General features: G+C 65.2%; 20 protein-coding genes. 2 read left to right on the forward strand and 18 right to left on the reverse strand.

The genetic code is table 11. The annotated features are described in order from the left end of the window. Window position 1: 1 nt before the first annotated feature. The 9 genes from H8B03_RS00825 to murB all read right to left on the reverse strand — a co-directional run bounded on the left by H8B03_RS00825 (window position 2) and on the right by murB (window position 11,441). A complete protein-coding gene (locus H8B03_RS00825; RefSeq protein WP_193139323.1) occupies window positions 2-1,687 on the reverse strand; it encodes a chloride channel protein in 1,686 nt (561 codons plus the stop codon). An 81-nt stretch (window positions 1,688-1,768) separates the two neighbouring features. Then, on the reverse strand, window positions 1,769-3,424 hold the full coding sequence (gene recN / locus H8B03_RS00830) for a DNA repair protein RecN (RefSeq protein WP_193139325.1): 1,656 nt from the start codon (window positions 3,422-3,424) through the stop codon (window positions 1,769-1,771). A gap of 33 nt (window positions 3,425-3,457) precedes the next feature. Then, window positions 3,458-4,291, reverse strand: coding sequence for an outer membrane protein assembly factor BamD (locus tag H8B03_RS00835; protein WP_193139327.1), 834 nt, complete (start codon window positions 4,289-4,291; stop codon window positions 3,458-3,460). Window positions 4,292-4,427: 136 nt separating this feature from the next. Continuing rightward, window positions 4,428-5,348, reverse strand: coding sequence for a UDP-3-O-acyl-N-acetylglucosamine deacetylase (lpxC, locus tag H8B03_RS00840; protein WP_193139328.1), 921 nt, complete (start codon window positions 5,346-5,348; stop codon window positions 4,428-4,430). A 220-nt stretch (window positions 5,349-5,568) separates the two neighbouring features. Beyond that, window positions 5,569-7,164, reverse strand: a complete 1,596-nt coding sequence (ftsZ, locus tag H8B03_RS00845) for a cell division protein FtsZ (RefSeq protein ID WP_193139331.1) — start codon at window positions 7,162-7,164, stop codon at window positions 5,569-5,571. A gap of 148 nt (window positions 7,165-7,312) precedes the next feature. Further along, window positions 7,313-8,644 (reverse strand): cell division protein FtsA, encoded by a 1,332-nt coding sequence (gene ftsA, locus H8B03_RS00850; RefSeq protein WP_193139333.1) that lies wholly within the window; start codon window positions 8,642-8,644, stop codon window positions 7,313-7,315. Next, a complete protein-coding gene (locus tag H8B03_RS00855; protein ID WP_193139335.1) occupies window positions 8,641-9,528 on the reverse strand; it encodes a cell division protein FtsQ/DivIB in 888 nt (295 codons plus the stop codon). Before H8B03_RS00855 ends, ftsA begins: the two co-directional genes overlap by 4 nt. Further along, complete coding sequence (locus H8B03_RS00860; protein WP_193139337.1) at window positions 9,516-10,451, reverse strand: D-alanine--D-alanine ligase; 936 nt, start codon at window positions 10,449-10,451, stop codon at window positions 9,516-9,518. The genes H8B03_RS00855 and H8B03_RS00860 overlap by 13 nt, the downstream gene beginning before the upstream one ends. Before the next feature lie 90 nt (window positions 10,452-10,541). Further along, on the reverse strand, window positions 10,542-11,441 hold the full coding sequence (murB, locus tag H8B03_RS00865) for a UDP-N-acetylmuramate dehydrogenase (RefSeq protein WP_319022415.1): 900 nt from the start codon (window positions 11,439-11,441) through the stop codon (window positions 10,542-10,544). A gap of 152 nt (window positions 11,442-11,593) precedes the next feature. On the opposite strand from murB, the gene H8B03_RS00870 reads away from it, so the two are divergent. Together H8B03_RS00870 and H8B03_RS00875 are read left to right on the forward strand one after the other, a co-directional pair. Then, the gene (locus tag H8B03_RS00870; RefSeq protein WP_193139339.1) at window positions 11,594-12,187 is read left to right on the forward strand and encodes a hypothetical protein; all 594 of its coding nucleotides are present in this window, start codon (window positions 11,594-11,596) and stop codon (window positions 12,185-12,187) included. Continuing rightward, complete coding sequence (locus tag H8B03_RS00875; protein WP_193139341.1) at window positions 12,181-13,110, forward strand: ImmA/IrrE family metallo-endopeptidase; 930 nt, start codon at window positions 12,181-12,183, stop codon at window positions 13,108-13,110. The genes H8B03_RS00870 and H8B03_RS00875 overlap by 7 nt, the downstream gene beginning before the upstream one ends. Window positions 13,111-13,141: 31 nt before the next feature. Here H8B03_RS00875 and H8B03_RS00880 read toward each other — a convergent pair whose 3' ends face one another. The 9 genes from H8B03_RS00880 to H8B03_RS00920 form a co-directional block, all read right to left on the reverse strand. Beyond that, window positions 13,142-14,653 carry a hypothetical protein gene (locus tag H8B03_RS00880; protein WP_193139343.1) on the reverse strand — a complete coding sequence of 504 codons (1,512 nt, stop codon included), beginning with the start codon at window positions 14,651-14,653 and terminating at the stop codon, window positions 13,142-13,144. Further along, entirely contained in the window at window positions 14,654-16,057 is a 1,404-nt protein-coding gene (gene murC, locus H8B03_RS00885; protein WP_193140096.1) for a UDP-N-acetylmuramate--L-alanine ligase, read from the reverse strand. Between the two features lie 17 nt (window positions 16,058-16,074). Beyond that, window positions 16,075-17,175, reverse strand: coding sequence for a UDP-N-acetylglucosamine--N-acetylmuramyl-(pentapeptide) pyrophosphoryl-undecaprenol N-acetylglucosamine transferase (locus tag H8B03_RS00890; RefSeq protein WP_193139345.1), 1,101 nt, complete (start codon window positions 17,173-17,175; stop codon window positions 16,075-16,077). 4 nt (window positions 17,176-17,179) lie between these two features. After that, window positions 17,180-18,343 (reverse strand): putative lipid II flippase FtsW, encoded by a 1,164-nt coding sequence (gene ftsW, locus H8B03_RS00895; protein WP_193139347.1) that lies wholly within the window; start codon window positions 18,341-18,343, stop codon window positions 17,180-17,182. A 282-nt stretch (window positions 18,344-18,625) separates the two neighbouring features. Continuing rightward, a complete protein-coding gene (gene murD / locus H8B03_RS00900) occupies window positions 18,626-20,032 on the reverse strand; it encodes a UDP-N-acetylmuramoyl-L-alanine--D-glutamate ligase (RefSeq protein WP_193139348.1) in 1,407 nt (468 codons plus the stop codon). A gap of 88 nt (window positions 20,033-20,120) precedes the next feature. Then, the gene (locus tag H8B03_RS00905; RefSeq protein ID WP_193139350.1) at window positions 20,121-21,638 is read right to left on the reverse strand and encodes a phosphatidylserine/phosphatidylglycerophosphate/cardiolipin synthase family protein; all 1,518 of its coding nucleotides are present in this window, start codon (window positions 21,636-21,638) and stop codon (window positions 20,121-20,123) included. A gap of 71 nt (window positions 21,639-21,709) precedes the next feature. Beyond that, window positions 21,710-22,795 (reverse strand): phospho-N-acetylmuramoyl-pentapeptide-transferase, encoded by a 1,086-nt coding sequence (gene mraY / locus H8B03_RS00910; RefSeq protein WP_193139352.1) that lies wholly within the window; start codon window positions 22,793-22,795, stop codon window positions 21,710-21,712. Then, window positions 22,795-24,213: a UDP-N-acetylmuramoyl-tripeptide--D-alanyl-D-alanine ligase gene (gene murF / locus H8B03_RS00915; RefSeq protein ID WP_193139354.1), complete on the reverse strand. Its 1,419-nt coding sequence runs from the start codon at window positions 24,211-24,213 to the stop codon at window positions 22,795-22,797. Before murF ends, mraY begins: the two co-directional genes overlap by 1 nt. Next, window positions 24,210-25,703, reverse strand: coding sequence for a UDP-N-acetylmuramoyl-L-alanyl-D-glutamate--2,6-diaminopimelate ligase (locus H8B03_RS00920; RefSeq protein ID WP_193139356.1), 1,494 nt, complete (start codon window positions 25,701-25,703; stop codon window positions 24,210-24,212). The genes murF and H8B03_RS00920 overlap by 4 nt, the downstream gene beginning before the upstream one ends. Between the last annotated feature and the right edge of the window lies 1 nt (window position 25,704).

The following is a 25,704-nucleotide window of genomic DNA, read 5'->3' on the forward strand; positions in this document are numbered from 1 at the left end:
CTCAGGAATGCTCCTCGGCAGCGGTGGCGACCAGGGCGCGGTTATAGGCCTTCAGGGCGTCCAGATGATACAGGGCGCCCACCACCACGACCTCTCCGGGCGGGTCGCCTTGCTGGATCACCGGCAGGAAATCGCTGTCGGTTTGCTCGAACAACGGCATCGCCTGTTCCAGCGTGGCGGTGCGATCCAGGCTCAGCCCCTCAGTGATCAGCGCCCGTGCGGCCTCCTCCCCCGGATAGTGGGGGTGGTTGGGCTTGCGCATGACCACGGACACCCGGTGCAGCGCCAGCAGGTATTGCTGCGGCCCTCCGGCCAGATGGATCCCGCGCCGTTCCAGTTGCGTCAGGAAGAACGAGCGATGCACCATGGTGCTGGCCAGCGCCGTGGACAATCCCACCGAGGTCATCACGACAATCCCGGTTTGCCAGTCGCCGGTCAGCTCGAACACGATCAACGTGGTAGAGATGGGCGCGCCCAGCACAGCCGCCGCCACTGCCCCCATGCCCGCCAGCGCATAAAGCGTCTCGCTGCCCGAGACGTCGGGGAAAACCCCGGTGGCGATCAGCCCGAAAGCCAGCCCGGTCAGCGCCCCCATCATCAGCGAGGGCGAGAAGATGCCGCCACCCATGCGCCCGCCCATGGTGATGGCCACAGCAACGCATTTCAGAACGGCAAAGACCACCGCCTCGTGCAGCACCAACTCTCCGGTCAGGGCGCGGGCCGTGGTTTCATAGCCGACCCCGATGATATGCGGAAAGAAGATGGCAAGCGCCCCAAGAAAGACCCCGGCCACCGCCGGGCGCGCCCATCGCGGCAGACCCGTTTCGGCCTGGATGTCGTTGGCCACGCCTTCGGTCCAAAGCACCAGCTTCATGAAGATCACGGCCACCAGCCCGCAGACGAGCCCCAGCAGCAGAAAAGCCGGCAGTTCGATGAAGAAATCCAGCGTGTTCATTCCCGGAAGGACGAATTCGGTCACCCCGCCGAACTCCAGCCGGTTGATCACCGTACCGGCAACCGAGGCGATGGCGATGGGCGCGAAGGCATGAATCGCGAAGTGCCGCAGCACCACTTCCAGCGCGAACAGCGCCCCGGCAATCGGCGCGTTGAACGAAGCCGAAACCGCCGCCGCCACCGCGCAGCCCAGCAATTCGCGCCCGTGCAAACCGTCCGCGTGCATCCGACGGCTGACCCAGCTTGAGATCTCTCCGGCCAGATGAACCACCGGCCCCTCGCGTCCGGTGGAGCCGCCGGTAGACAGGGTGATGAGCGAGGCAACCGTCGAGGCGATGCCGGCCTTGCGCTCCAGCCGCCCCTCGTGCAGGGCCGCGCCTTCGATCACATCCGCCACCGCGCGCACGCGGCCATCGTCGGTGAACCGGTCGAGGATGATCCCCACGGCCAGCCCGCCAAGGATCGGGATGATCAGCACCCACCACCACGGCAATTCGCCCGCCACCGACGCCAGGGAAACGTCGTCGGTGCCGTAAAACGTTGTCTGCAGCACCTGGATGCCCTTGCGGAACCCCATGGCGGCCAGTCCCGACACGCAGCCCACCAGCAGCGCGATGAACCAGAACTGGATGGTGCCCGGCCCTTTCAGGCGCAGCGCGTCGCGGATGCTGACAAGATGGCTGCGCAATCGCGCCACTGCCTGCCTTGCAATCCGTCCCAGCCGCAAGCCCATGCTACACCCCCGCCCGACCGTAAACCCGGTGGCCCTGCGCGGGGCGGGTCCGGGTGATGCGGAGGGGGCGTAACACCGGCCCTATCCCGCCAGCAGCGCCCGCGCGGCAGAGCGCGCATGATCGGTGATCTGGTCGCCCGCCAACATCCGGGCAATTTCATCGACTCGGGCGTCGGGATCCAGCGGCACCACGTTCGACAGGGTCCGCCCTTCGGACACGGCTTTTTCCACGCGCCAGTGATGCTGGCCCAGGGCGGCTACCTGCGGCGAATGCGTGACCACAAGAACCTGCCCTTCGGCGCGCGCGGCCAGGGCTGCCAGACGCCGCCCCACGGCATCCGCCGTGGCCCCGCCGACGCCACGGTCAATCTCGTCGAAGATCAGGGTCAGCCCGGTGTCGCCGGCGGTCAGACAGACTTTCAGCGCCAGAAGAAAACGCGACAGTTCTCCGCCCGAGGCGATCTTGTCCAGCGGACCCGAGGGCGCGCCGGGATTGGTGGCCACGGTGAATTGCACCGCGTCGATGCCATCTGGCCCCGGAGTGGCGGGAAGAACCTCGGTTGTGAACTCTGCGCGCTCCATCTTCAGAGGGGCCAGTTCTGCCGCCATGGCCGCATCCAGACGACGGGCCGCCGCCTGCCGGGCCCGTTGCAGCGCCTCGGCGGCGGTGTCGTAGTCTGCTTGCGCCGCAATGACCGCCGCCTCCAGCCCCGCGATGTGTTCGGCGCCGTGATCGATCGCTTTGAGGCGTGTGCGCAGATCACCGGCCAGTTCAGCCAGTTCGTCGGGCAGAACGCCATGCTTGCGGGCCAGCCCCCGCAGCGCAAACAGCCGCTCCTCGGCCTGCTCCAACTCCATCGGATCGAAGGTCAGCGCGTCGAGACAAGCCTCGACCCCGGCCTGTGCCTCGGCCAGTTCGGTCATCGCCCGGTCCAGCGCGGCCAGTGGCTCCTGGATCTTGTCCTCCAGCAACTCGCCCGCCCCTTCCAGCCAGCGAATGGCCCCGGCAAGATTGCTTTCGGCCCCCTCGCCGCCCAGCACCTGTGCGGCGCGCTGCACGTCGTCGCGCACTTTCTCGGCGCCCTGCATCAGGCGGCGGCGGGTGTCCAGTTCGGCATCTTCGCCGGGCTGCGGGTCAAGATCGTCCAACTCCTTGACCGCATGGCGCAGGGTGTCTTCCTCGGCCCGCGCGGCATCCAGACGGGCGCGGGCCGTGGCCTCTTCCTTGCGGGCTGCAGCCAGCGCCTTCCACGCACCGGCCACGGCTGCTTGAAGCGCGCCATGCCCGCCGAAATCGTCCAGAAGCGCGCGATGACCGCGCGGGTCCAGCAAGCCGCGATCGTCATGCTGGCCGTGCAATTCAACCAACGTGCCGGACAGGGCGCGCAGCACATCGCCCGAACAGCGGCGATCGTTGACCCAGGCGGCCTTGCGTCCATCGGGAGAGTTGGTGCGGCGCAGCAGCAACTCGCGCCCGCCGGGCAGACCGGCCTCGGCCAGAACCGCTTGCGCGGGGTGGTCGTCGCCAATGTCGAACAGGGCCGTGACTTCGCCACGCTCGGCCCCTTGCCGGACCAGATCGGCACGGCCGCGCCAGCCAAGCACGAAACCCAGGCTGTCCAGCAGGATCGATTTCCCGGCTCCGGTTTCCCCGGTCAATACGTTCAGCCCCGGCTGAAACAACAGTTCCAGCCGGTCGATGATCAGGATGTCGCGTATGTCCAGTTCCCGCAACATGCGGCGCTGTCTCCCGTCATGCCGTGGTGTGTGTCAGAGCCATTTTCCCTGGATCGACTGACGGTAGATGCCACTCAACCAGTTCGAGCCAACAGGCTCCAGCAACAGCCCCTGCCCGGTCAACAGCGCATAGCTGTCGTTGTACCATTCGCTGCCCTGATAGTTGTAGCCCAGGATCGCCCCAGCGGTCTGGGCTTCCTCGATCAGGCCAAGGGCGAGATAGGCCTCGACCAGACGATGCAGCGCCTCGGGCGTGTGGCTCGTGGTCTGGAAATCCTCGACCACCACGCGGAACCGGTTGATCGACGCCGCGTAGTACTGCTTGCCCAGATAGAAGCGCCCGATCTCCATCTCCTTGCCCGCCAGATGGTCGAAGGCCAGGTCGAATTTCAGGATCGCCGAGTCGGCATATTCGCTGTCGGGATAGCGTTCGATCACCGTGCGCAGGGCTTGCAGCGCCTGGAAGGTGATGCCCTGGTCGCGGCCCACGTCGTCAATCTGATCGTAATAGCTGAGTGCCAGAAGGTACTGCGCATAGGCGGCATCTTCATCCGCCGGATAGAAGTCGATATAGCGCTGCGCGGCCGACCGCGACTCTTCATAGTTCCGATCCCAGTGGAAGGCATAGGCCTGCATGATCAGCGCCCGCTTGGCCCATTCCGAATAGGGATACAGCCGCTCGACCTCGCCGAAGTAGCGCGCCGAATCCTCAAGGTTGCCGGTCTCAAGCTCGTATTCGGCCCGATCGTAGATTTCCTTGGGCGAGAAGTTCTCGAAACTGGGCTCGCGGTTGCCCACGCAGCCACCCAGCCCTCCTGCCACCAGAAGCACGAGAATCGATTTCCGCAGTGACCCGGATGCGCGCATGCCTGTTCTTACCAATCCCGAGGTTTTGTCCTCAATTGAGACGGGGTTATCATGAAAGATTGGCGGGAAAAATGGGGATTGCAGAACACGGCGCGCAAAAATTGCGCGCCGTTCCGCCGTTTTCTGCCGGAAGGTGTCAGGCGCAGAGCGCCAGATCGCTGGCCTGCACCCCGACGCCGGGCAGCGACTGGGCCATTTCGGCGTCGCATTCGACGATTTCAAAGGCCTCGGGATCGGCGAACACCGCCCGCAGCAGCGCGTTTGTCAGACTGTGCCCGGCGCGAACACCGGTATAACGGCCCTGGATCGGCAGACCGGCCAGCGCCAGATCGCCAAGCGCGTCCAGCATCTTGTGGCGCACCGGTTCGTCCTGATGGCGCAAACCACCGGGGCTGAGCACCACGTCGCCGTCAAAGACCACCGCGTTCTCGGTCGTGCCACCCAGGGCAAGCCCGGCAGCGCGCATCGCGTCCACGTCGGACTGGCGGCAGAAGGTCCGGCTGTCGCACAGGTTGCGGACGAAAGCGCCGTTGCGCATGTTCAGCGAGCGGGCCTGATGGCCGATGGCAGCATCGTCATAGTCGATGCGGAAGTCGATGTGGAAGCCGTGCGACGGGGTCAGCGTGGCCATGGCATCGCCCCGCGTGACGGTAACCGGCTTGAGGATGCGGATCACGTGCAACGGTCCGGCCTGACGGACAAGACCCGCGGCCAGCATCTTGCGCACGAAGGGGGCCGCGCTGCCATCGAGGATCGGAACCTCGGGCGCGTTGACCTCGACCAGCGCGTTGGTGACGCCCAGACCTGCAAAGGCCGCCATCAGATGTTCGATGGTCGACAGCTGGGTGCCGTGATCGTTGACAAGACGGGTGCACAGCGGGGTCTGTTCGGCGCGATCCCAGCGGGCTTCCAGAACCGCGGCCTCGCCGGTCAGATCACTGCGGCGGAACACGATCCCGTGGTTGCGCGGTGCCGGGTGCACAATCATATGCACAGGGCGGCCCGAGTGGAGCCCGGTACCCTTGAAGTGCATGTCTTTTGCGACGGTCATCTGCATTGGGAGTGATCCTGCTTCAACAGTTTCAACAGTTTGCAGATGTTAGGTATGGGAGGGGGGTCGATGTCTCAACTCAATCTTCATGTCGGTCTGAAACATCCCAAAAATCAGGTCGGCGGGTTTTCGCTCATAGGCCTTCGCAGTCGCAGCAAGATATTGCTCTAAAAAGAAAAAGGGCCGCTTCACGCGACCCTTCAATTGTTTCAGACCGTGTAAAAAATCAGTTGGCCTGGCGGCGGAGAAAGGCCGGGATTTCGATTTTATCGAGGTCGGCGTCATCCTCGGGCAGGTCCTGGGGCATCGATTGCATCGGCGGCTGCTGCCGTGCGGTGGGGCTTGCCGGGCGCTGCTCAGTGCCGTGGCCGGTCATCCGGTTGATCAGGGAGTTGATCCCGAAGCGGGCCTTGTCATGGCTCGGTTCAGCCACCGGGGCTGCCGCCGGTTGCGCGGCGGGCCGCGCTGCGGTCTCGTAGCCTTCCGGAGCCTTGCGGACCGCCGCTTCCAGGCGCCGCAGGGTTTCGGCAGACGGGGTTCCGGCAGACCGCGCGGCGATGCCGGCGGCATCGCCAGCCGGGGCCGGCGCATAGGCGGGCGGCGGCAGGTCATCGCTGGCCTGTGGTTGCTGTGCTGCCGGAGCTTGCGGCTGCGGATCGAGATCGTGGAACAGCGTCGGCTCCTCTGCCACCACCGGTGCGGCGGCGGGCTGGGCCATGGCCGCGGCAGGCGCGACAACGGGCGCTTCCACCGGTGCCGGTGCGGCGGCTTCTGCCGGCTTTTCCTCGGCGGCGACCTTGTTGGTCAGCGGCGTCGCAAGGCTGCGGCGCGGCACCGGGGTGTCGGCAGCTTCCACAGCGGCATCGATGCCGGTGGCCACAACCGAAACGCGCATGCAGCCTTCCATGTCGGTGTCGAGGGTCGAGCCGACGATGATGTTGGCGTCCTGGTCCACTTCCTCGCGGATGCGGTTGGCGGCCTCGTCCAGTTCGAACAGGGTCAGATCGTAGCCGCCGGTGATGTTGATGAGCACGCCGCGCGCGCCCTTCAGCGAAATCTCGTCCAGCAGCGGGTTGGCGATGGCCTTTTCGGCGGCCTGGATCGCGCGCTGCTCGCCCTCGCCCTCGCCGGTGCCCATCATGGCCTTGCCCATCTCGTCCATCACGGCGCGCACGTCCGCGAAGTCGAGGTTGATCAGGCCCGGACGGACCATCAGGTCGGTGACACCCTTGACGCCCTGGTACAGAACGTCGTCGGCCATCGAGAAGGCCTCGGTAAAGGTGGTCTTTTCATTGGCCAGACGGAACAGGTTCTGGTTCGGAATGATAATCAGGGTGTCGACGACCTTTTGCAGGCATTCGATCCCCTCTTCCGCCTTGCGCATGCGCTTGGCGCCTTCGAACTGGAACGGCTTGGTCACGACGCCGACGGTCAGAACGCCAAGTTCCCGCGCGGCCTGCGCGATGATCGGGGCCGCCCCGGTACCGGTGCCGCCCCCCATGCCGGCGGTGATGAAGCACATGTGGCTGCCGACCAGATGATCAACGATCTGTTCGATCGATTCTTCCGCCGCCGCCGCACCGACCGAAGGCCGCGCCCCCGCGCCCAGACCTTCGGTCACCTTGATGCCCATCTGCACCTTGGAAACCGACCGGTTTTGCTGCAGGGCCTGCGCATCGGTGTTGGCCACCACGAATTCGACGCCTTCCAGCGCCTTTTCGATCATGTTGTTGACCGCGTTGCCGCCGGCCCCGCCCACACCGAAGACGGTGATCTTCGGAGTCAAATCTTCCTGCTCGGGCATAGTCAGGTTCAATGTCATGTCTGGATCCGCCTGTAGTTAATTTACGGACTTTGCGCCCGCGCGTGCTCATTGGCAGCGAGTGTATCCGCCCCGTGGCGCTGGGTCACGCCAAAATCTGTACATTTGGGTCAAAAACCACAAGATTTGGCGGCTTCGCGCCGCCAATCTACCAGTTCTCCCTGAACCAGCGCACGGCGCGACGCAGGGATCTGGCCGGATAACGGTGGGTTTCGATGTCGAAATCCCAGCATTCGTCCTGTGGATGTGCCGCGAAAAGGCACAGCCCCACGGTGGCCGCAAACCCCGGTCCCGCCGCCGCCTGCGGCATCCCCTGGATGCGCAGCGGCCGGCCCAGCCGCACCTGCTGGCCCAGCATCCGCGTGGCCAGCGCCGACAGTCCGGGCACCTGGCTGGCGCCGCCGGTCAGCACGATCTTCTGGCTGGGCAGATGGTCAAAGCCCGCAGCCTCCAGCCGGGCGTGCACGTCTTCGAGGATCTCCTCGACCCGGGGCCGCATGATGCCGATCAGTTCGGATCGCGAGATTTCGCGCCGGTCATGTTCCCAATCGCCGGTCTCGCCGGTCAGCGGGATCATCTCGCGGTCGTCGCGCCCGGTGGCCTCCAGCCCGCCATGCAGGGTCTTGATGCGTTCAGCCAGATCCAGCGGAATGCCCAGCCCCTTGGAGATGTCCTGGGTCACATGTGCACCGCCGATGCGCACCGTGTCGGCAAAGATCATGTGGCCGCGCAGGAAGATCGAGATGCCTGTGGTGCCTGCACCCATGTCGATGCAGGCGGCGCCCAGTTTCTGCTCGTCCTCGACCATCGCCGAAATGCCCGCCGCATAGGCCGATGACGCCAGCCCGGCCAGTTCCAGATCGCAGCGCTTCACGCAGTGCAGGATGTTCTGCACAACCGCCCGATCCACCGCCAGAAGATGCATGTCGGTGGTCAGCGTGTTGCCGATCTGGCCGCGCGGATCCGACAGGCCCGAGCGATAATCGAGCGCAAAGTTCACCGGTTGCGCGTGCAGGATGGTGCGATGACCGCCAATATCCGGCGTGTCGCAACTGCCCAGAACGGCGGCCACATCGCTTTCGCTGACCTCCTGCCCGGTCACGTCGATCTCGCCTGTGACCCCGTACGAGCGCGGATTGGCGCCCGAGAAACACACGATGGCATGGTCGGCCCGCACCTGCGCCATTTTCTGGGCGGCCTGCACCACCGTGCGGATGGCCCGCTCGGTCTCCTGCATGGCCGAAATCTCGCCATGCCGCATACCGCGTGCCCGTGTCGTCGCGGCCCCGATCACCCGGAATTGCGACTGCCCGGCCATCGGTCCGACCCCGTCCACCGTGGGCAGGTCGCCGCCATCAAATCGCAGGATCAGGCAGGTGGCCTGATGCGTGCCCATGTCCAGAACCGCCACCACGCCGCGCTGCATGGCGGCCTTGCGCATCTGGCGCATCGCGCGTTGCGTTTCGAATACGTCCATCATTGGCTTGCAAGTCCCTGTTCGAATGAGCGGGTGAGGCGCAGGTAGTCCATCGCCCCCGGCCCCAGCCGGACCGTCGGACGGCCCGGATTGCGCATGTCCACGACCGGCACGTCGCGATTGAGAAGATCCAGCGCCGCATGAATCGCCAGCGTCCGTTCCAGCGCCTGCTGCGCGCCGGTTTCGGGCAGCCGGATCACCTGGTCGCGATCCAGCATGATGTCCCAGCGCCGTTCGCCGCGCCGGGTCAGGGCCCGTAGGCGGTCCTGGATCGGCTCGGCCGAGGCGATCAGGGCCAGCGCCTCGGGGATGGCCGCATCGGCCCCGGTTCCGGTGACCAGCGGCAGGTCGGGGCGACCGTCGCGATGGTCGATATAGGCGATGCGATGGCCGGTGGCGTCCAGCATCTCCAGCGCGAAGGGCCGTCGCCAGATCACCGCCGGTTCGCGTTCACGCACGGCGATGCTCAGGGCACCGCCCAGTTCGACCGACACCTGCACCTGCGCCACCGCGTCCAGCTCGGCGACGCTGGCCTGCAACAGTTCCGGGTCAAGCCGGAACCAGCTGACCGGAAACTCCAGCGACAGCCGTGCGCGGATCGCCTCGGCCAGCACCGGCGAGGCCCCGGTCACCGCCATCTGCCGGATCTGGAACTCGGGACGGGCTTCGACCGAGGCGAGGATATCCCCGGTCCAGGTCTTCACCATGTCGATCTGCGCGGGCTGGGTGACCCAAGCCGCCGCCCCCCCAAAGATCAGGGCCGCGGGCATCACCGCCGTGACCAGACGCCGGAACAGCGGCGACAGCCACAACCGCGTCATGCGATAGGCCGCGCGGCTGGGCGCGGGATCGTTCAGGTCGCGGCGGCGGTGGATCAACGGTCGCATGAGGCGTCCTCCACCATCCAGCGCACGAGGGTCGGATAGTCGATGCCGCAATGTGCGGCCTGTTCGGGCACCAGCGAGGTCGGCGTCATGCCCGGCTGGGTGTTGGTTTCCAGCAGGATCAACCCGTCCAACCCGCGGCTTTCGTCCCAGCGGAAATCGGTGCGCGATACGCCCCGGCATCCCAACGCCTCATGAGCGCGCACGGCGTAATCCAGACAGGCCTCGAAAATCTCGGTCGGCACATCGGCGGGCAGCACGTGGCGCGAGCCGCCGGGGGCATATTTCGCCTCGTAATCGTACCAGCCGTCCATCAGGATGTCGGTCACGGTCAACGCACGCGATGCGTCCCCGCCGACGCCCGCCCCCAGAACGGTGGTGGTCATTTCGCGGCCCGGCGCGAATCGCTCGACCATCACCCGGCCCGGCATTTCGGGGGCCAGTTGCGGTGGGCCGTTGGCGGCCTCGTGCACCAGGTAGACCCCGACCGAGGAGCCTTCGTTGTTGGGCTTCACCACGTAGGGCGGCGTCATCACGTGCCCGGCGCGCACGGCATCGGCGTCGAAAATCCCGCTCTCGACCACTGGCAGGCCGGCGGCGGCATAGGCCGATTTGGTGCGGGTCTTGTCCATCGCCAGCGCCGAAGCCAGCACGCCTGAATGGGTATAAGGCAGGCGCAGCCATTCCAGCAGGCCCTGCACGCAGCCATCCTCGCCCCAGCGGCCATGCAGGGCGTTGAACACCACGTCCGGCGCGGTCGCGGCCAGTTGCGCGGGCAGATCGGCCCCCGCGTCGATTTCGGTCACACGAAAGCCCGCCGCCCGAAGGGCCACGGCACATTCCCGCCCCGAACTGAGCGATACGTCACGCTCAGCGGACGGCCCGCCTTTCAGGACGGCCACCAAGGGATCTGTCTTGGACGACATGACCCTGCCTCAATCTGTTGTGGGGCGCCTGGCCCCGCTGCTCGAACCGCCGGATTTTTCCGGTCTGATCTTCTGGTGTGGGCGTCCCGTTCAGCCGGGTTTTTCGCCTACACGCATGATTTCCCACTCTAGCGTGATGCCACTGTTTTCGAAAACCCTTTTTCGCACGTCCTCGCCCAGATCTTCCAGATCGGCGGCGGTTGCCCCCCCGGCATTGGTCAGGAAGTTGGAGTGCTTTTCCGACATTTGCGCCCCGCCCTTGCGCGCGCCCCGCATCCCGGCGTCGTCGATCAGCTTCCAGGCCTTCAGGTCATGCACGTCGTCGGCCCGCCCGGTCGAGGAAAACCCCGACGGGTTACGGAAGGTCGATCCGGCCGTGCGGTCCTTGGTGGGTTGGGTCGCATCGCGCTTGGCCAACTGTTCGGCCATCTTCCCCTCCAGCTCCTCCGGATCGCCTGCTGGGGCGCGGAAGGTGGCTTCCGTCAACACCCAGCCGTCGGGCAAAGTGCTGTGGCGATAGCCGAAGGCCAGATCATCGGCGCTCAGGGTCACCGAGTCGCCCGCTCTGCTCACCGCCTGCGCGGACACGAAATGATCGGCGACATATTGGCCATAGCAGCCTGCGTTCATCCGCACCGCCCCGCCAATGGCACCGGGAATCGTGCGCAGGAACGTCAGGTCGCGCCCGGCTTGCGCAGCCTTGCGCGCCACATGGGCATCCAGCGCCGCGGCTCCGGCGACCACCAGATCGCCGTCGATTCGGATCTGGTTGAACCCGCGCCCCAGCCGCACCACCATGCCCCGGATGCCGCCATCGCGCACGATCAGGTTCGACCCCACGCCCATGGGAAACACCGGCACCATGGGGTCGAGCCCAGCCAGCGTCGCCTTCAGATCCTCCAGGTCCGTGGGCTGGAAGAAGATCTCGGCGGGGCCGCCCACCCGCAGCCAGGTCAGGTCAGACAGGGGTCTTGCAGGGGTCGTCGGCACGTCGGCTTTCCGGATATGGATCAGGATCAGGGTTCCGGCGCGGGGTAACGCGAAACCCCCGCCCTGTCACGCATAGAACTGCGGGTCGCGGTGACCTGACTTGATCGGGTGCGGGAAATGGCCAACACTTCCCCAAGGACAAGGAGTGCCTCATGGACACCATCATTCTGTTCCGCATTGCCGAACGGCTGACCCTGACAGCCGTTGTCCTGCTGGTGGCACTGGTGGTGATGATCGGCTTCTGGCGCACGGTCCAGAAGATCAATCTGGCCGAGGGCGCGCCATTGGGGCTTGGCGGCTCCTTCGTGTTTTCGACACCGGTCTTCGTGCTGATGGCGCTGATCGGCTACGCTTGGGTCTCGCTGGAACACCCGATCGAAGTCACCCCGGTTGCCGCGCCAGAAGGGATGCAGGTGGCCGAAGGCGGGACACCGGCCGGCGGGTTTACCGGCGTGGCGCCGCTTTATCCCGATGCCGGCCCCAGCCCGCAGACCACGGGCACCGGCTATGACGCTTCCGTCGCACAGCGGCAGTTGCGCAGCCTGAATTGCCTGATCGACGGGCAGACCCTTTCCGCACGGACCGAAATCGACGTGACCGACGTGAAGCTGTCGCTGCTGGCAGGTCTGTGGCAACCGGCCTGGGGCAACCGATCCGATTTCGCCGACTGGGCCCGCAACACGGGCGGCCCCACCCCGTCACAGGAGGCGCGCACCGCCTGGTCCGCGCTGCACCCGCTGTGCTGAGGGCCCTTGCCAACACCCTTGCCCTGCTCGCCGCCCCGGTGTCGGCGCAACTCTATACGCCTGACGAGATGCGCCACACCTTCCAGGCGGCCACGCCCGACATCCAGCGTGTGTTCACACAGGACATACTGGGCAACCTGCCGCGCGATCTGCGCCCGCGCGCGTCACAGGTGCGGCTGGAGTTTCCCGAACTGGGCCGCTCGCCACTGGACTTTTTTGCCCACCCCGGCCGCGGCGTGATCTATTTCCCGATTGAGTCGATCCGCTTTTTCGACGATGTCGCCACGCTGTTCGCCTGGGTTGAAAGCCAGAACTGCAATCCCGAGGCCATCCAGGCCTATCTCTGGGCCAAGCTGCGCGAAGGGCGCCCGTTGCCCTCGCCGCTGCGCGCTTTCAACATCGACCGCGACACCGCCTTTGCCGATGAATTCACCTACAACGTCTCGGGCAAGATCGTCAGTTCCGGCCTGCAATTCATCCTTGCGCATGAGTTGGGCCATATCCTGCTGAACCACGAAGGCGAGCTGCCCAGTGCCGAAAGCCAGCGACAAGAGATCGCCGCCGACGCCTTCGCGCTGGATCATTTCGAACGGCTGGGCGGGCTGCCGATGGGGGTGTTCTGGTACTACATGGCCGCCTGGTGGCTGGATCCGCTGGATGAGGCCGGGCGCGACGCCAGTTCCCACCCGGTCAGCCCGGCGCGCATCGCCACCCTGGCCGCGCGCCTGACCGGCGATCCCATGGCCTATTCCCATGGCGAACTTGACCCAAACCGCGAGGCCGAACTGGCCGCACAGATCGGCGCGATGGTGGCCGAACTTGCCACGCTGATCGACGACGACGGGATGCTCAACCTGATGCCGCTGGTGTTGGATCGCGACTGGCCGGCCACGCGCATCGCGCAGGCTTGCCCCACGCCCTGAAACCCGGGCGGCGACGGTAGGAACGTTGAGATCAAGACCCCAAGAGCTTTGAAAGGATCGCTGCGCCAGACGGGCCCAGGACCGTTGCAACCCACAACTTACTGTCCGGTTTCCTGGGAGGATCGACAACACGCTCGCCGCTTACGAACCGGCTGTAGTGAACGGCTCTCGCGCCTCTCGGCAAACGGCTGATTGTCCGATACCGCGCTTTACGCCGAAGTTCGGGATCCGCGGACGCATCGTCGGCCACATCAAGGTCATCATGAATCGACCTTTGCAATAGTAGATCTGATTGCGCCGCCATACTTTGGCATAGTTCGTTGAACTGCAAATGATGCTCGATCGAAATTCTGCGATAAGTTTCGTCAGCGCGCTTCTCCAACACCTCGCGGGCCGACTCGCTGCCAGCATAGATATCGATTGTCGCCCTCTCCAGAACATCCAGCAAGCGTCGAACGTCCGGATCGGCGTTCAAGCGTTCTTTCTCGAATTTCCGCCGCAACGAGGAAAGGCACTCATCAATAGCATCGTGCAGGGCTAAATCGTAGCCACAACAGTCTTCAAGGTCCTCACGCAGATACTTAAGATCATCGGCCGAACACTCACGGAAAACTGGTCCAAAATTTGAGCTGTTGGATTGGTAGTGAACTGAAAATCTATCGATAGCTGTTTGAACGCGGCCGATTATGTGTCGGGAGAGATTTGTATCCAGACAGGGAACCGGCAATGCTGTCAGTAGTCCAGTGTAATGATCAAGGCGTATGTCCTCACAATTGGGCGTACGCGCTTCCACACTGTCGATTGTGCGATGATTAGTAATGATTTCGAGTATTGCCGGATTCAGTATGTCGTGCCCGCCGTCCCAGATCTCATCTGGAATCAGGGCGATATCGTACAACCGATCCCAATCCGGAACCCCGCCTGCTAGAGCGTCCTCATACCAGTCAATCCAAAACTGCCAGCCATCGCCTGCTTCAGCCCACGCCGCGCGCACTTCATCCCAACCTGCGGAGGTATTGTAGTCAAGTTTGGCCCAAACTGGGACATCTTTCAGAGACCTCCCATTTCCAAGAAACTCACAGTCTCTTGCTACTGATTCAATGAACCCTGTCGTGCCTTGTTCCCATCCGTCCGAAATATCGTGGACGATCGAATCGCAGTCGTCATCTCCTTGAAGAAGCGCCGCAGCATTGACGGCCGCGTCATCCCCGAAACTCCTTGCATCCAGGAAATTGTTGACTGCTTTCCCCGCATCCAGAAGCTTTTCCACAATCGAAAGGCGCGAATCGGCAAGTGCACCGGGAACAGACTTTCCATCGACTAAAAATGAGCCGAACAGAAGGGCGCGAACAAGCACGAACGCGTTTGGATGTTGGTTTTCGACTTTCCACCAATCATCAACGATTTGGCGCCCTTCATCTGCACATGGGGGAACTTCTTTCCAGAAATACGGCGCGATACGGATCGCCGAACGGTAAGTGATGGTCCTTAAATCATCATCTGGACGCCCCTCTGCCCATTCTCTGTACTCGAAATCATTCATTCATCTACTAACGTCCAACCGCCCCGGCAGCGCATTGGCCCAGGCACTGATCGTCCCGGCCCCAAGGCACACCACCATGTCACCGGGGCGGGCCTGTTCGCGGACGAGACGCACAAGGTCATCCTCGCAAGTGACGACGCGGGCGTGGCGATGGCCGTGGGCGATCAGCCCCTGAACCAGACCTTCGCGGGTGGCGCCCTCGATGGGATCTTCGCCAGCTCCGAAAACCTCGGCGATGCCGACCACGTCAGCCTCGTTGAAACAGGTGCAGAAATCCTCGAACAGCGAATGCAGGCGCGAATAGCGGTGCGGCTGATGCACGGCGATGATCCGGCCCTCGGTGGCCTGTCGCGCGGCTTTCAGCACGGCGGCGATTTCCACCGGGTGATGGCCATAGTCGTCGATGATCGTGATGCCGTTGACCTCGCCGACCTTGGTAAAGCGCCGGTTGACGCCCTTGAAGTTGGCCAGCGCCTGCCGGATTTCCGCGCGCTTCATGCCCAGGTGGCGGGCCACGGCCACGGCCGCCAGCGCGTTCGAGACGTTGTGATCGCCCGGCATCGGCAGGGTACACCCTTCGATCACCGAATCCTCGAACTGAAGGCGAATGTCGAAATGGGCCACACCGCCCTCGTACCGCAGGTTCACGGCGCGCACATCGGCCTGCGCGTTGAAGCCGAAGGTCCGCACCCGGCGGTCGGTGATCCGGCCCACCAGGGTCTGGACCTCGGCATGATCGGTGCAGCAGACCGCCAGCCCGTAGAACGGAATGCGCGAGACGAATTCATGGAATCCATCCCGCAGCGTGTCGAAATCGCCCCAATGCTCCATGTGCTCAGGGTCGATGTTGGTGACGATGGCAATGGTGGCCGGAAGGCGGTTGAAAGTGCCGTCGCTTTCGTCCGCCTCGACCACCATCCATTCGCCCTGCCCCATCCGCGCGTTCGAACCATAGGCGTGGATGATGCCGCCGTTGATGACCGTCGGATCGATGCCGCCTGCGTCCAGCAGCGTCGCCACCATGGTGGTGGTGGTGGTCTTGCCGTGGGTTCCGGCGACGGCGATGTTGGACTTCAGCCGCATCAGCTCGGCCAGCATCTCGGCCCGGCGCACCACGGGCAGGCCACGGCGGCGGGCTTCGTCCAGTTCCGGATTGCCCGGCTTAATCGCTGACGAGATCACGACAACATCGGCCTCGGCCAGGTTCTCGGCAGTCTGCCCCACGAAGATCCGTGCGCCCAGCTTGGCCAGTCGCTCGGTGATCTTCGAGGCCTTCAGGTCCGATCCCTGCACCTGGTAGCCGTGGTTGAGAAGCACCTCGGCGATGCCCGACATGCCGATCCCGCCGATCCCGACAAAATGGATGGCTCCAAGTTCCAGCGGCAGTTTCGTGGCGGCGTTCATGCGGGCTTCCCAATGCTTCATCTGTTCTGTCCTTTGTCGGCGTAAGTCTCGACCAGCGCCACAAGGCGATCGGTGGCATCTGGCCTGCCCTGCGCCAAAGCGCCATGGGCCATCTTCACAGCGGCATCCGGGTGTTGCAGGACCGCCGCGATCTGCTCGGTCATGATTTGCTGGGTCAGGTGGCTTTCGGGGATCAGGATGGCCGCATCGGCATCGACCAGCCCGCGCGCGTTTGCGGTCTGGTGATCGCCGGTGGCGGCGGCATAGGGCACAAGGATCGACGGCCGCCCGATCACCGAGATGTCGGCCACCGACGAGGCGCCCGAGCGCGAGATCACCAGTTGCGATTCCGCCAGCCGGGCCGGCACATCGCGGAAGAAGGGCTGCACATCGGCCTGCAGGTTGTGCAGATCATAGAAGGCCCGCACGCGTTCTTCGTCCTCGCCCCGCGCCTGGTGCGAAATGCGCAGACGCGCCTTCAGGTCGTCGGGCAAGCCAACGATGGCCTGCGGCACCATGTTGGACAGGATCCGCGCGCCCTGGCTGCCACCGATGATCAAAAGATGCATGGGGTAATCGCCGGGCGGGATATAGGGGGCACCGGCACGCTCCAGCACCTCGGCCCGCACCGGATTGCCGGTGGGTATGCCTTCGACCCCCTCAGGCAGGGTCGTGGGCCATGTGCCACAGGCGATGGCGTCGACGCGCGGGGCGAAGAACCTGTTCACCCGCCCCAGAACGCCGTTCTGTTCGTGGATCAGCCGGGGCAGCTTCAGCAGGCTGGCCGCCGCCAGCGCCGGCACCGACGGATATCCGCCAAACCCCACCACGATGGCGGGGGTCTCGCGCTTCATCTGCCGCCAGGCGGCATGGACGCCGCGCCCGATGCGCAGCGGCACCAGGGCCTTTTCAATCCCTTCGCCCCGCGAAAACGTCGCCGCGGTCACCTGTTCGACCTCGACCGTATGCGGAAAGCCGCCCGCATAGCGGGCACCGCGTTCATCGGTGGACAGCTTTACACGCCAGCCTCGCCGCAACATGGCCTCGGCCAGCGCCTGGGCGGGAAACATATGGCCGCCGGTGCCGCCAGCGGCAATGACAAGCAAGGGTTGGCTCAAATTCTCAACTCCGGTGTCTCAAAACATCGGCCATGCGTCCCTGCGGGCGGGTCCGGGTCAGGGCCAGCAACATGCCCACGGTGATCCCCGCCGCGATCACCGACGAGCCGCCGTAGGACACGAACGGCAGGGTCATGCCCTTGGTGGGCAACAGCCGCACCGCCACGCCCATGTTGACCATCGCCTGCATTCCCAGAACGCAGGCCAACCCGGTGCCGGCATAGCGCACGAAGGGGTCACGCTCCTTCAGCAGACGCAGCAGCGACCGCACGGTGACGGCGCAATAGAGCACGATGATCGCCAGAACCAGCACCAGCCCGTATTCCTCGGCCGCAACCGCGATGATGAAATCGGTATGGGCATCGGGCAGAAAGATCTTCACTTCCCCCTCGCCCACGCCAACGCCGAACACGCCGCCTTCGCGGATGGCATTGGCGGCATAGCCGATCTGAGTGGTGGGATCGATTTCGGTCGACAGGTAGCCGTCGATGCGGCGCGCGAAATGCTCCGAACTGTTGTAGGCCAGCACCCCCCCGGCAACGACCGCCCCGGCCACAAGGATCAGCAGGACGATCGGCGCACCAGCGACGAAATACATCACCCCCCAGGAAAACAGGACCAGGCAGGCCTGCCCATAGTCCGGCTGCATCGCAAGGATCAGAACGATCACCAGCGCCAGGGCTGCCGACATCAGCCGCCCCGGCGGTCCGGCCACCTGTTGCGAGGCCGCCATGAGCCAGGCCGCCAGAATGATATAGGCCGGTTTCAGGAACTCAGAGGGTTGCAACGAGCCGAACCCAAGCGAGTACCAGCGCACGGCGCCCTTGCCGAAATTGGTGCCGAACACCGGCAGCAGGATCAGGGCAATGAACGCGCCCACGAAGGCAATGACCCCCAGCCGCCGCACCTCGCGTGGATCCAGCATCGAACAGAACAGCATCACGACAAAGGCCATGGCCCCGAAAATCGCCTGCTTCTGCACGTAGTAGAACGGCGACAGCCCGTTGCGCTCGGCCAGGGGGGGCGAGGCTGCCAGCCCCAGCAACATGCCGATGCCGAACAAGGCCAGCACGCAGACCAGAGACCACCGGTCGATGGTCCGCCACCATTTCGGAATCAACGGTTCTCCCGCGCTTCGCGGAATCGCCCCGTGCGCCATCTCTGTCATGGGTATGCCCGTACCAAACTGTCTGCTCTGCCGTGCCCGTGTATCCGGGCTTTCAGCAACCCTACACCAATGTGTTCGACCACGCCACTGAAAGCAGCAGGCGTACAGCGCCCGGACCGTCGAGTGGCCCGGTTGGCGGCAGCGGTGCTGTGAGTATTTGTGCCAAGAAGAACCCCTGCGCCGTGGCAACTTCTTCTTGGGTCAAATACTCATCTTGCGCCGCGCAGCGGCGCCCGGCCCAACGCCTTTCGACCGACAGGTCGACACGGCGGCGGGAGCCCCCTAGCTGGCGGGCGCTAGTGCCTCGACAAGCGCAATGAACGCCTCGCCGCGCTTTTCGAAATCGGGGAACTGGTCGAAACTGGCCGCGGCGGGTGCCAGAAGAACGGTATCGCCGGGCGCGGCCTCTGCCGCGGCTCGGGCCACGGCGGCGTCCAGCGTTTCGCAGATCTCGTGCGGCGTGTCGGCCAACTGCAATGCGAAATCGCGGGCGGAATGGCCGATCAGATAGGCTTTCTCGACATTGCCCAACTCGGCGGCAAGACCGCTGATGCCGCCGTCCTTGCCCAGCCCACCAGCGATCCAGCGGATGCGGTGGAACGCCTTCAGCGCCTGTGCCGCGCTGTCCACATTGGTGGCCTTGCTGTCGTTGACATAGCGCACCCCGTTGATCTCGGCGATCGTCTGGCTGCGGTGGGCCAGCCCGCCGAAAGAGGCAAACCCTGCTTCGATGGTGCGGGGCGGCAGGCCAAGGGCGCGCAGGGCCCCGTAGGCCGCGCAGGCATTCTGGTGGTTGTGGGTGCCCGGCAGCCCGGAAATCGGGCGCAGGTCGATACTGGCCAATTGCCGCCCCTTTCGGGTCTCGGACAAAAAGCCCTTCCGGGCATGTACGTTCCAGCCGATGCCGGCCAGCTTGCGGGTAACCGACACGCGGATGACCCGGTCGTCGCCGGGGCCTTCGGCCATCTGCCCGGCCAGGAACTGGCCCGGGTCTTCGTCCACCCCGATCACGGCGCGATCCGGCCCGCCTTCGGCGAACAACCGGCGCTTGGCAGCGAAATAGCCGCCCATGCCTCCGTGGCGGTCCAGATGATCCGGGGACAGGTTGGTGAACACCGCGATATCCGGCGTCAGCGCGCGGGCCAGGTCGGTCTGGTACGAGCTGAGTTCCAGCACCACCACGCCGCCATCTTCCGGCGGATCGATGTCCAGCACCCCGCGCCCGATGTTGCCGGCCAACTGGCTGGGACGGCCCGCATCGGTCAGGCAATGGTGGATCAGGGCCGAGGTGGTCGATTTCCCATTCGACCCGGTCACTGCCACCACCTTGGGCGCCTTTTCAAAGCGATCCCAATCCTCGGTCGCGAACGACCGGAAGAACAGGCCGATGTCGTTGTCGACCGGCACCCCGGCCTCAAGGGCTGCATGGATCACCGGGTTGGGCTTTGGAAAGAGATGTGGAATGCCGGGAGAGGCCACAAGGCAGGCCACATCGTCGAAGGCCCCGGATCGCGTCAGGTCGCGCAGGGTGAATCCTTCGGCCTCGGCCCGCGCCCGGCCTTCGGCGCCGTCATCCCAGACCACCGGATCGGCCCCGCCGGCCTGCAAGGCGCGCGCCGCTGCAAGGCCCGAGCGCCCCAGCCCCAGCACCGCCACCACCTGTCCGTCAAAACCGCGCACCGGGATCATAGCTACACTCCAATTGTCGGCGCGCAACCTGCGCGCTGCCGGGGACCGGGGTCAAGGGGCGGCACGGCACAGCCGGACCCGCGCAGGCTCAGAGCTGTTCCTCGATCCCCAGAAAGGCCGTCAGGCCCACCACGAAATTCTTCCATGCCGTTGCGCCGGGTTCCCGATCGGTCACCGACGCCGCCCCCGGCGCGTCGTAGTACCACAGCAGATCCCCGTCCGGGCCCGCGACCACCCGGTAGGTGTACAAGGGCAGATCGTTGTCCAGTGCAGACCAGACGGCACCCGCGAAGGCGCGGCTGCGCACGAAGGTGCCAAACTCGGTGTTCTGCTTGATCGACCTGGGGTCGAGGTTGAGCGAGCCGACGAACACCGCGTCATCGTCGATCACCGCCAGCTTGGTGTGCATTACCAGGCCGGTTTCATCGCCTTCCGGGACCAGACCCAGGGCCTGCGGCGTGTCCGAGCGGATCTCATAAAGTTCCACCCCGGCGGCCAGCAGCGCCTCGCGATGACGCCTATAGCCCGCGTGCACATAAGCGTGATTGGTCGATCCCAGCGAATTGGTGACGATCTGCACGCGCACACCGCGTTCGGCCAGGTCGGAAAACAGCCGGGCACCATAGTCTTCCGGCACGAAGTAGGGCGTCAGCAGAACCACGCGCTTTTTCGCGTTTTTCATCCGGGTCAGCAAATCCTGCGCCAGAATCTTCTGGCCCTCGGGGACCGGCACCTTCAGTTTTGCGGGATCGTCCACAACAACTTCGACCCTTCCCGTGAAACTCGGGATCTGCCCGGCGGACAGACGCTTGAAGAAGGGATCGTTGACGGCCCCTTCATAAACATTCCGGGCCGGTTTCAGACGCGCCACCAGGTTGGCACGAACTTCGGCCAGTTCCTCGGGGCTGGGGTCGCGTTGCAACTGGCCAATGGGCACTGACCAGCCGTCGTTCCAATAGTGATCGAAGCTGGCCGAGATCCCCTGCACCGCCGGGCCGATCACCAGCATCTCGAAATCGGCGAACTCAGAGCTGGTATCGATCTGGAAATACTCATCGGCGATGTTGCGCCCGCCGACAATGGCCCAGCTTCCGTCGGCCACGAAGGACTTGTTGTGCATGCGCCGGTTGACGCGGTTGAAATCGGTGACAAAGCCCGCCGCTTTCCACCCCGGGCGCGGCGAGGGGTTGAAGATGCGCACCTCGATGCCCGGATGCACATCCAGAAGCCCAAGCGCGTCGTCCGACATTGTGGTAAAGACATCGTCCAGCAAGACGCGCACCCGCACGCCACGATCCGCCGCATCCAGCAAGGCGGTCAGCACCAGCGCGCTGCCCAGATCGGGCTTCATCAGGAAGTACTGCAAGTCGAGTGTGCGCTCGGCCCGTTCGATCAGCCGCAGGCGGGCCCCCAGCGCGATATTGCCGTCTTCCAGCGTAACCAGCGAGGAGTCGCCGTCGGGATTGTCGCTGGTGTGCGTCCGGGCGATGCGCTGGAGCATGGTGGAGCCATCGGACACCAGGGCGCGGCTGACCGGTTTCGGCGCATCCAGGGGCACCGGGGCACATCCCGCCAGCCCGAGGGCCACAAACATTGGCGCCAGCACGGCCAACCGCCATCTGCCCAGGGAAATCAACGTGCGGCGGGCATGGTACAAAAGGGCATCCTCCGTTCGGTTCAGCGGATCTTCAGCGTAGCCAGCCCGATCAGGGCCAGGATCAGCGACACGATCCAGAAGCGGATCACGATCTGCGGCTCGTGCCAGCCTTTCTTCTCGAAGTGATGATGGATCGGTGCCATCAGGAACACCCGCCGCCCGGTGCGTTTGAAGTAAGCGACCTGGATGATGACCGACAGCGCCTCGACCACGAAGATGCCGCCGACGATGGCCAGAACGATCTCGTGCTTGGTGGCGACCGCGATGGCGCCAAGCGCCCCGCCCAGGGCCAGCGATCCGGTATCGCCCATGAACACCGCCGCAGGGGGCGCGTTGTACCACAGGAACCCCAGCCCGCCGCCCACGAGGGCCGCCACGAAGATCAGCAATTCACCGGTGCCGGGCACGTAGTGGACGTCAAGATACTGCGTGAAGTCGACCCGGCCCACCGCATAGGCAATGATCCCCAGCGCCGAGCCCGCGATCATCACCGGCATGACCGCCAGCCCGTCCAGCCCGTCGGTCAGGTTCACCGCGTTGGCAGCCCCCACGATCACGATCATTGCGAAGGGAACAAACAGCACCCCCATCGGCAGCAGCACATCCTTGAAGATCGGAAAGGCCAGCGCGCCCGAAAGCTCGGCGGGGTGAAAATACATGGCCCAGAGTGCGGCGATGCCCGAGATCAGAAATCCCAATCCCAGCCGCACCTTGCCCGGCACGCCCTTGGTGTTGTTCTGGCTGACCTTGGCATAGTCATCGGCAAAGCCGATGGCGCCGAACCCGTAGGTCACGAACAGCACCATCCAGATGAACGGCGTGTCCAGACGCGCCCAGAGCAGCGTCGAAAACAACAGGGCGCCCAGGATCAGCACCCCGCCCATGGTCGGTGTTCCGGCCTTGGTCAGCTTGTGGCTTTCCGGTCCATCCTCGCGGATCGGCTGGCCGTTGCTTTGCCGACGGCGCAGCAGGTTGATCAGGGGCCGCCCGAACAGGAAGCCAAAGATCAGGGACGTGAAAAACGCCGCCCCGGCCCGGAAGGTGATGTAGCGGAACAGGTTGAAAAAGTCGCCGCCATCGGAAAAGGCCGCCAGCCAATACAGCATCAGTTTGCCTTTCTGGAAGTCTGCGGTGCGGCATCGCCGATCTTCCGCAACGCGTCAACCACCTGCCCGACCCGCGACCCGAAGGAGCCCTTGACCAGCACGATATCGCCGGGGCGCACCAGATCGGGTGCCATGCCTGCCATTTCGGCGGCGGTCTTGCACCAATGACCCCGTTTTGCCTCGGGCAGAGCCTTGTGCAGCGCCTTCATGCGCGGGCCGACGCAATGGACGCGATCCAGTGCCTCCATGGCCGGATGGGCGGCCAGACCCGCATGCAGGGCCGCCTCGTCTGGCCCCAGTTCCAGCATGTCGCCCAAAACCGCGATGCGCGCGCCTTTCGGGGTGCTGGCCGCAAGGGTTTCCAGCGCCGCGCCGACCGAGGTGGGATTGGCGTTATAGGCATCGTCCAGAAGCGCGAAGCTGCCGCCCCCCGGCAGATCGACCGTCTCCCGCGTGCCGCGCCCGCCGGGGGGCGTCCAATGGGACAGGCCGACAATGGCCCTTGTCACATCGCCACCCGCTGCTGCGACGCAGGCCAGCGCGCCAAGGGCGTTCAGCGCGAAATGGCGACCGGGCGTGTTCAGCCGCACCGGGAAACCTGCTCCTTCCAGATGGGCGGTGAACAGGGTGCTGTCTGCCGTAACCTCCAGCCCACTGAGCCGGACATCGGCGAAATCCAGCGCCCCGAAGGACACGCAGTTGTCGGTGGCGGCGCGGGCCGCTTCGGACAGGATGCCCGAGACCTCCAGGTCGCCATTGAACACTGCCCAGCCGCCGGGTTTCAGGCCCGAGAAGATCGCTGCCTTTTCATGCGCGATGGCGGGAAGCCCATTGGGGAAGGCCTCAAGATGCACCTCTGCCACGATGGTGACCAGCGCCACATCGGGCGCGGCCAGCGCGGCCAGCGGCGCGATCTCGCCGGGATGGTTCATGCCGATCTCGATCACCGCGAAATCCGCGTCCACCGGGCAGCGCGCCAGCGTCAGCGGCACGCCCCAATGGTTGTTGAAACTTTTCTCGGCGGCATGCACCCGGCCCAGTGGCGCGAAGGTGGCCCGCAGCATTTCCTTGGTCGAAGTCTTGCCGACCGAGCCGGTCACCGCGATGACCCGCGCCCTTGTGCGGGCGCGTCCTGCCCGGCCCAAGGCCTCCAGACCGGACTGAACGTCCTCGACCATCAGCAGCGGTGCATCGTCGGCCACACCACGCGGGCGATGGGCGACCAGCGCGGCGGCGGCGCCCTTGGCCAAGGCATCGGCCACGAAGTCATGTCCGTCGCGCTGATCCTTCAGGGCAATGAACAGATCGCCGGGCTGGATCGAGCGGCTGTCGATGGACAGCCCCGTCGCCTGCCAGTCGCCAAACGCCTTGCCCCCGGTCGCCTCGGCGGCTTCGGCGGCGGTCCACAATGGGGTCATGTCAGGCGTCCTTCCAGGGCAGCCACGGCGACCGAGGCTTGCTCGGCGTCATCAAAGGGGAACACATCGTCGCCGATCGTCTGGCCGGTTTCATGGCCCTTGCCGGCGATCAGCAGCGCGTCGCCCGGTCCCACTGCATCGACGCCGCGCAGAATCGCTTCGGCCCGGTCGCCCACATCGGCGGCCTCGGGGCAGCCGTCGCGGACCATGGCCCGAATCGCCGCCGGATCTTCCGAACGCGGGTTGTCGTCTGTGACGATGCACAGGTCGGCGTGTTGCGCGGCCGCCTGCCCCATCAGCACACGCTTGGCGGTGTCGCGATCGCCGCCCGCGCCGAACACGATGATCAGCCGACCCAATACATGCGGCCGCAGCGCGGTCAGCGCCGTGGCGATGGCATCGGGCGTATGGGCGTAATCGACAAAGATCGCGCCGCCGTTTTCGCGGCTGGCCACATGCTGCATCCGCCCGCGCACGGTCTTCAGCCGGTCAAGCGTGGTGAACACATCGTCGGGATCTTCCCCGGCGGCGATCACCAGACCGGCGGCCAGCAGCGCGTTGGCGGCCTGAAATCCGCCGATCAGGTTCAACCGGGCCATCCGGGGCCGGCCTTGCCAGGAAAACCGCAGATCCTGCCCGGTGGTGTCGAACCGCTGGCCTTCGATCCGCAGCGCCGCATCCGGGTGCCGGCCGATGCCGATGACCTCTTGCCCGCGCTCCATGGCGTGCTCTGCCACCACCCGCCCCTTGGGGTCGTCCAGATTGCTGACGATGATGCCATCCTCGGACAGCACCCGGTCGAACAACCCCGCCTTGGCCGCGAAATAGCTTTCGAAATCCTGATGATAGTCCAGATGATCCTGCGAGAAATTGGTGAACCCCGCCGCCGCCAGCCGCACCCCGTCCAGCCGTTTCTGGTCCAGCCCGTGCGAGGAGGCTTCCATCGCCAGATGGGTGATCCCCTGCCGGGCCATCTCGGCCAGATGGCGATGCAGGGTCAGCGGGTCGGGGGTGGTGTGCTGCAACGGCGCTTCATAGGCGCCTTCGATGCCGGTGGTGCCCAGATTGCAGGCTTCGCGGCCCAGATGAGTCCAGATCTGGCGCGCAAAGCTGGACACCGAGGTCTTGCCATTGGTGCCGGTGACCGCCACGCAGGTCTCGGGCTGGCTGCCGAACCACAGGGCCGCCGCATAGGACAGCGCCTGCCGGGGATCCTCGGCCACCACCAGCGCCCTGTCGCGGGCTACCGCCAGCGCCTCTTGGGCCAGGGCTGCCCCTTCGCGATCGGTCAGGATGGCGGCCGCGCCCATGCGCAGTGCGGTGCCGATGAACTCGCCGCCATGCAACCGTGCGCCGGGAAGGGCTGCGAACAAATGGCCGGGCCGCACCGCGCGACTGTCGATGGACAGGCCGGTGATCCGGGCCTCCTGCCCGCCCTGGGCGTGCAGACCAAGCTCTGCCAAGCTGCGTTTTGCCTGATCCGCGTCCATA

This window comes from Meridianimarinicoccus sp. MJW13, assembly GCF_014901205.1.
Taxonomy (GTDB): domain Bacteria; phylum Pseudomonadota; class Alphaproteobacteria; order Rhodobacterales; family Rhodobacteraceae; genus Meridianimarinicoccus.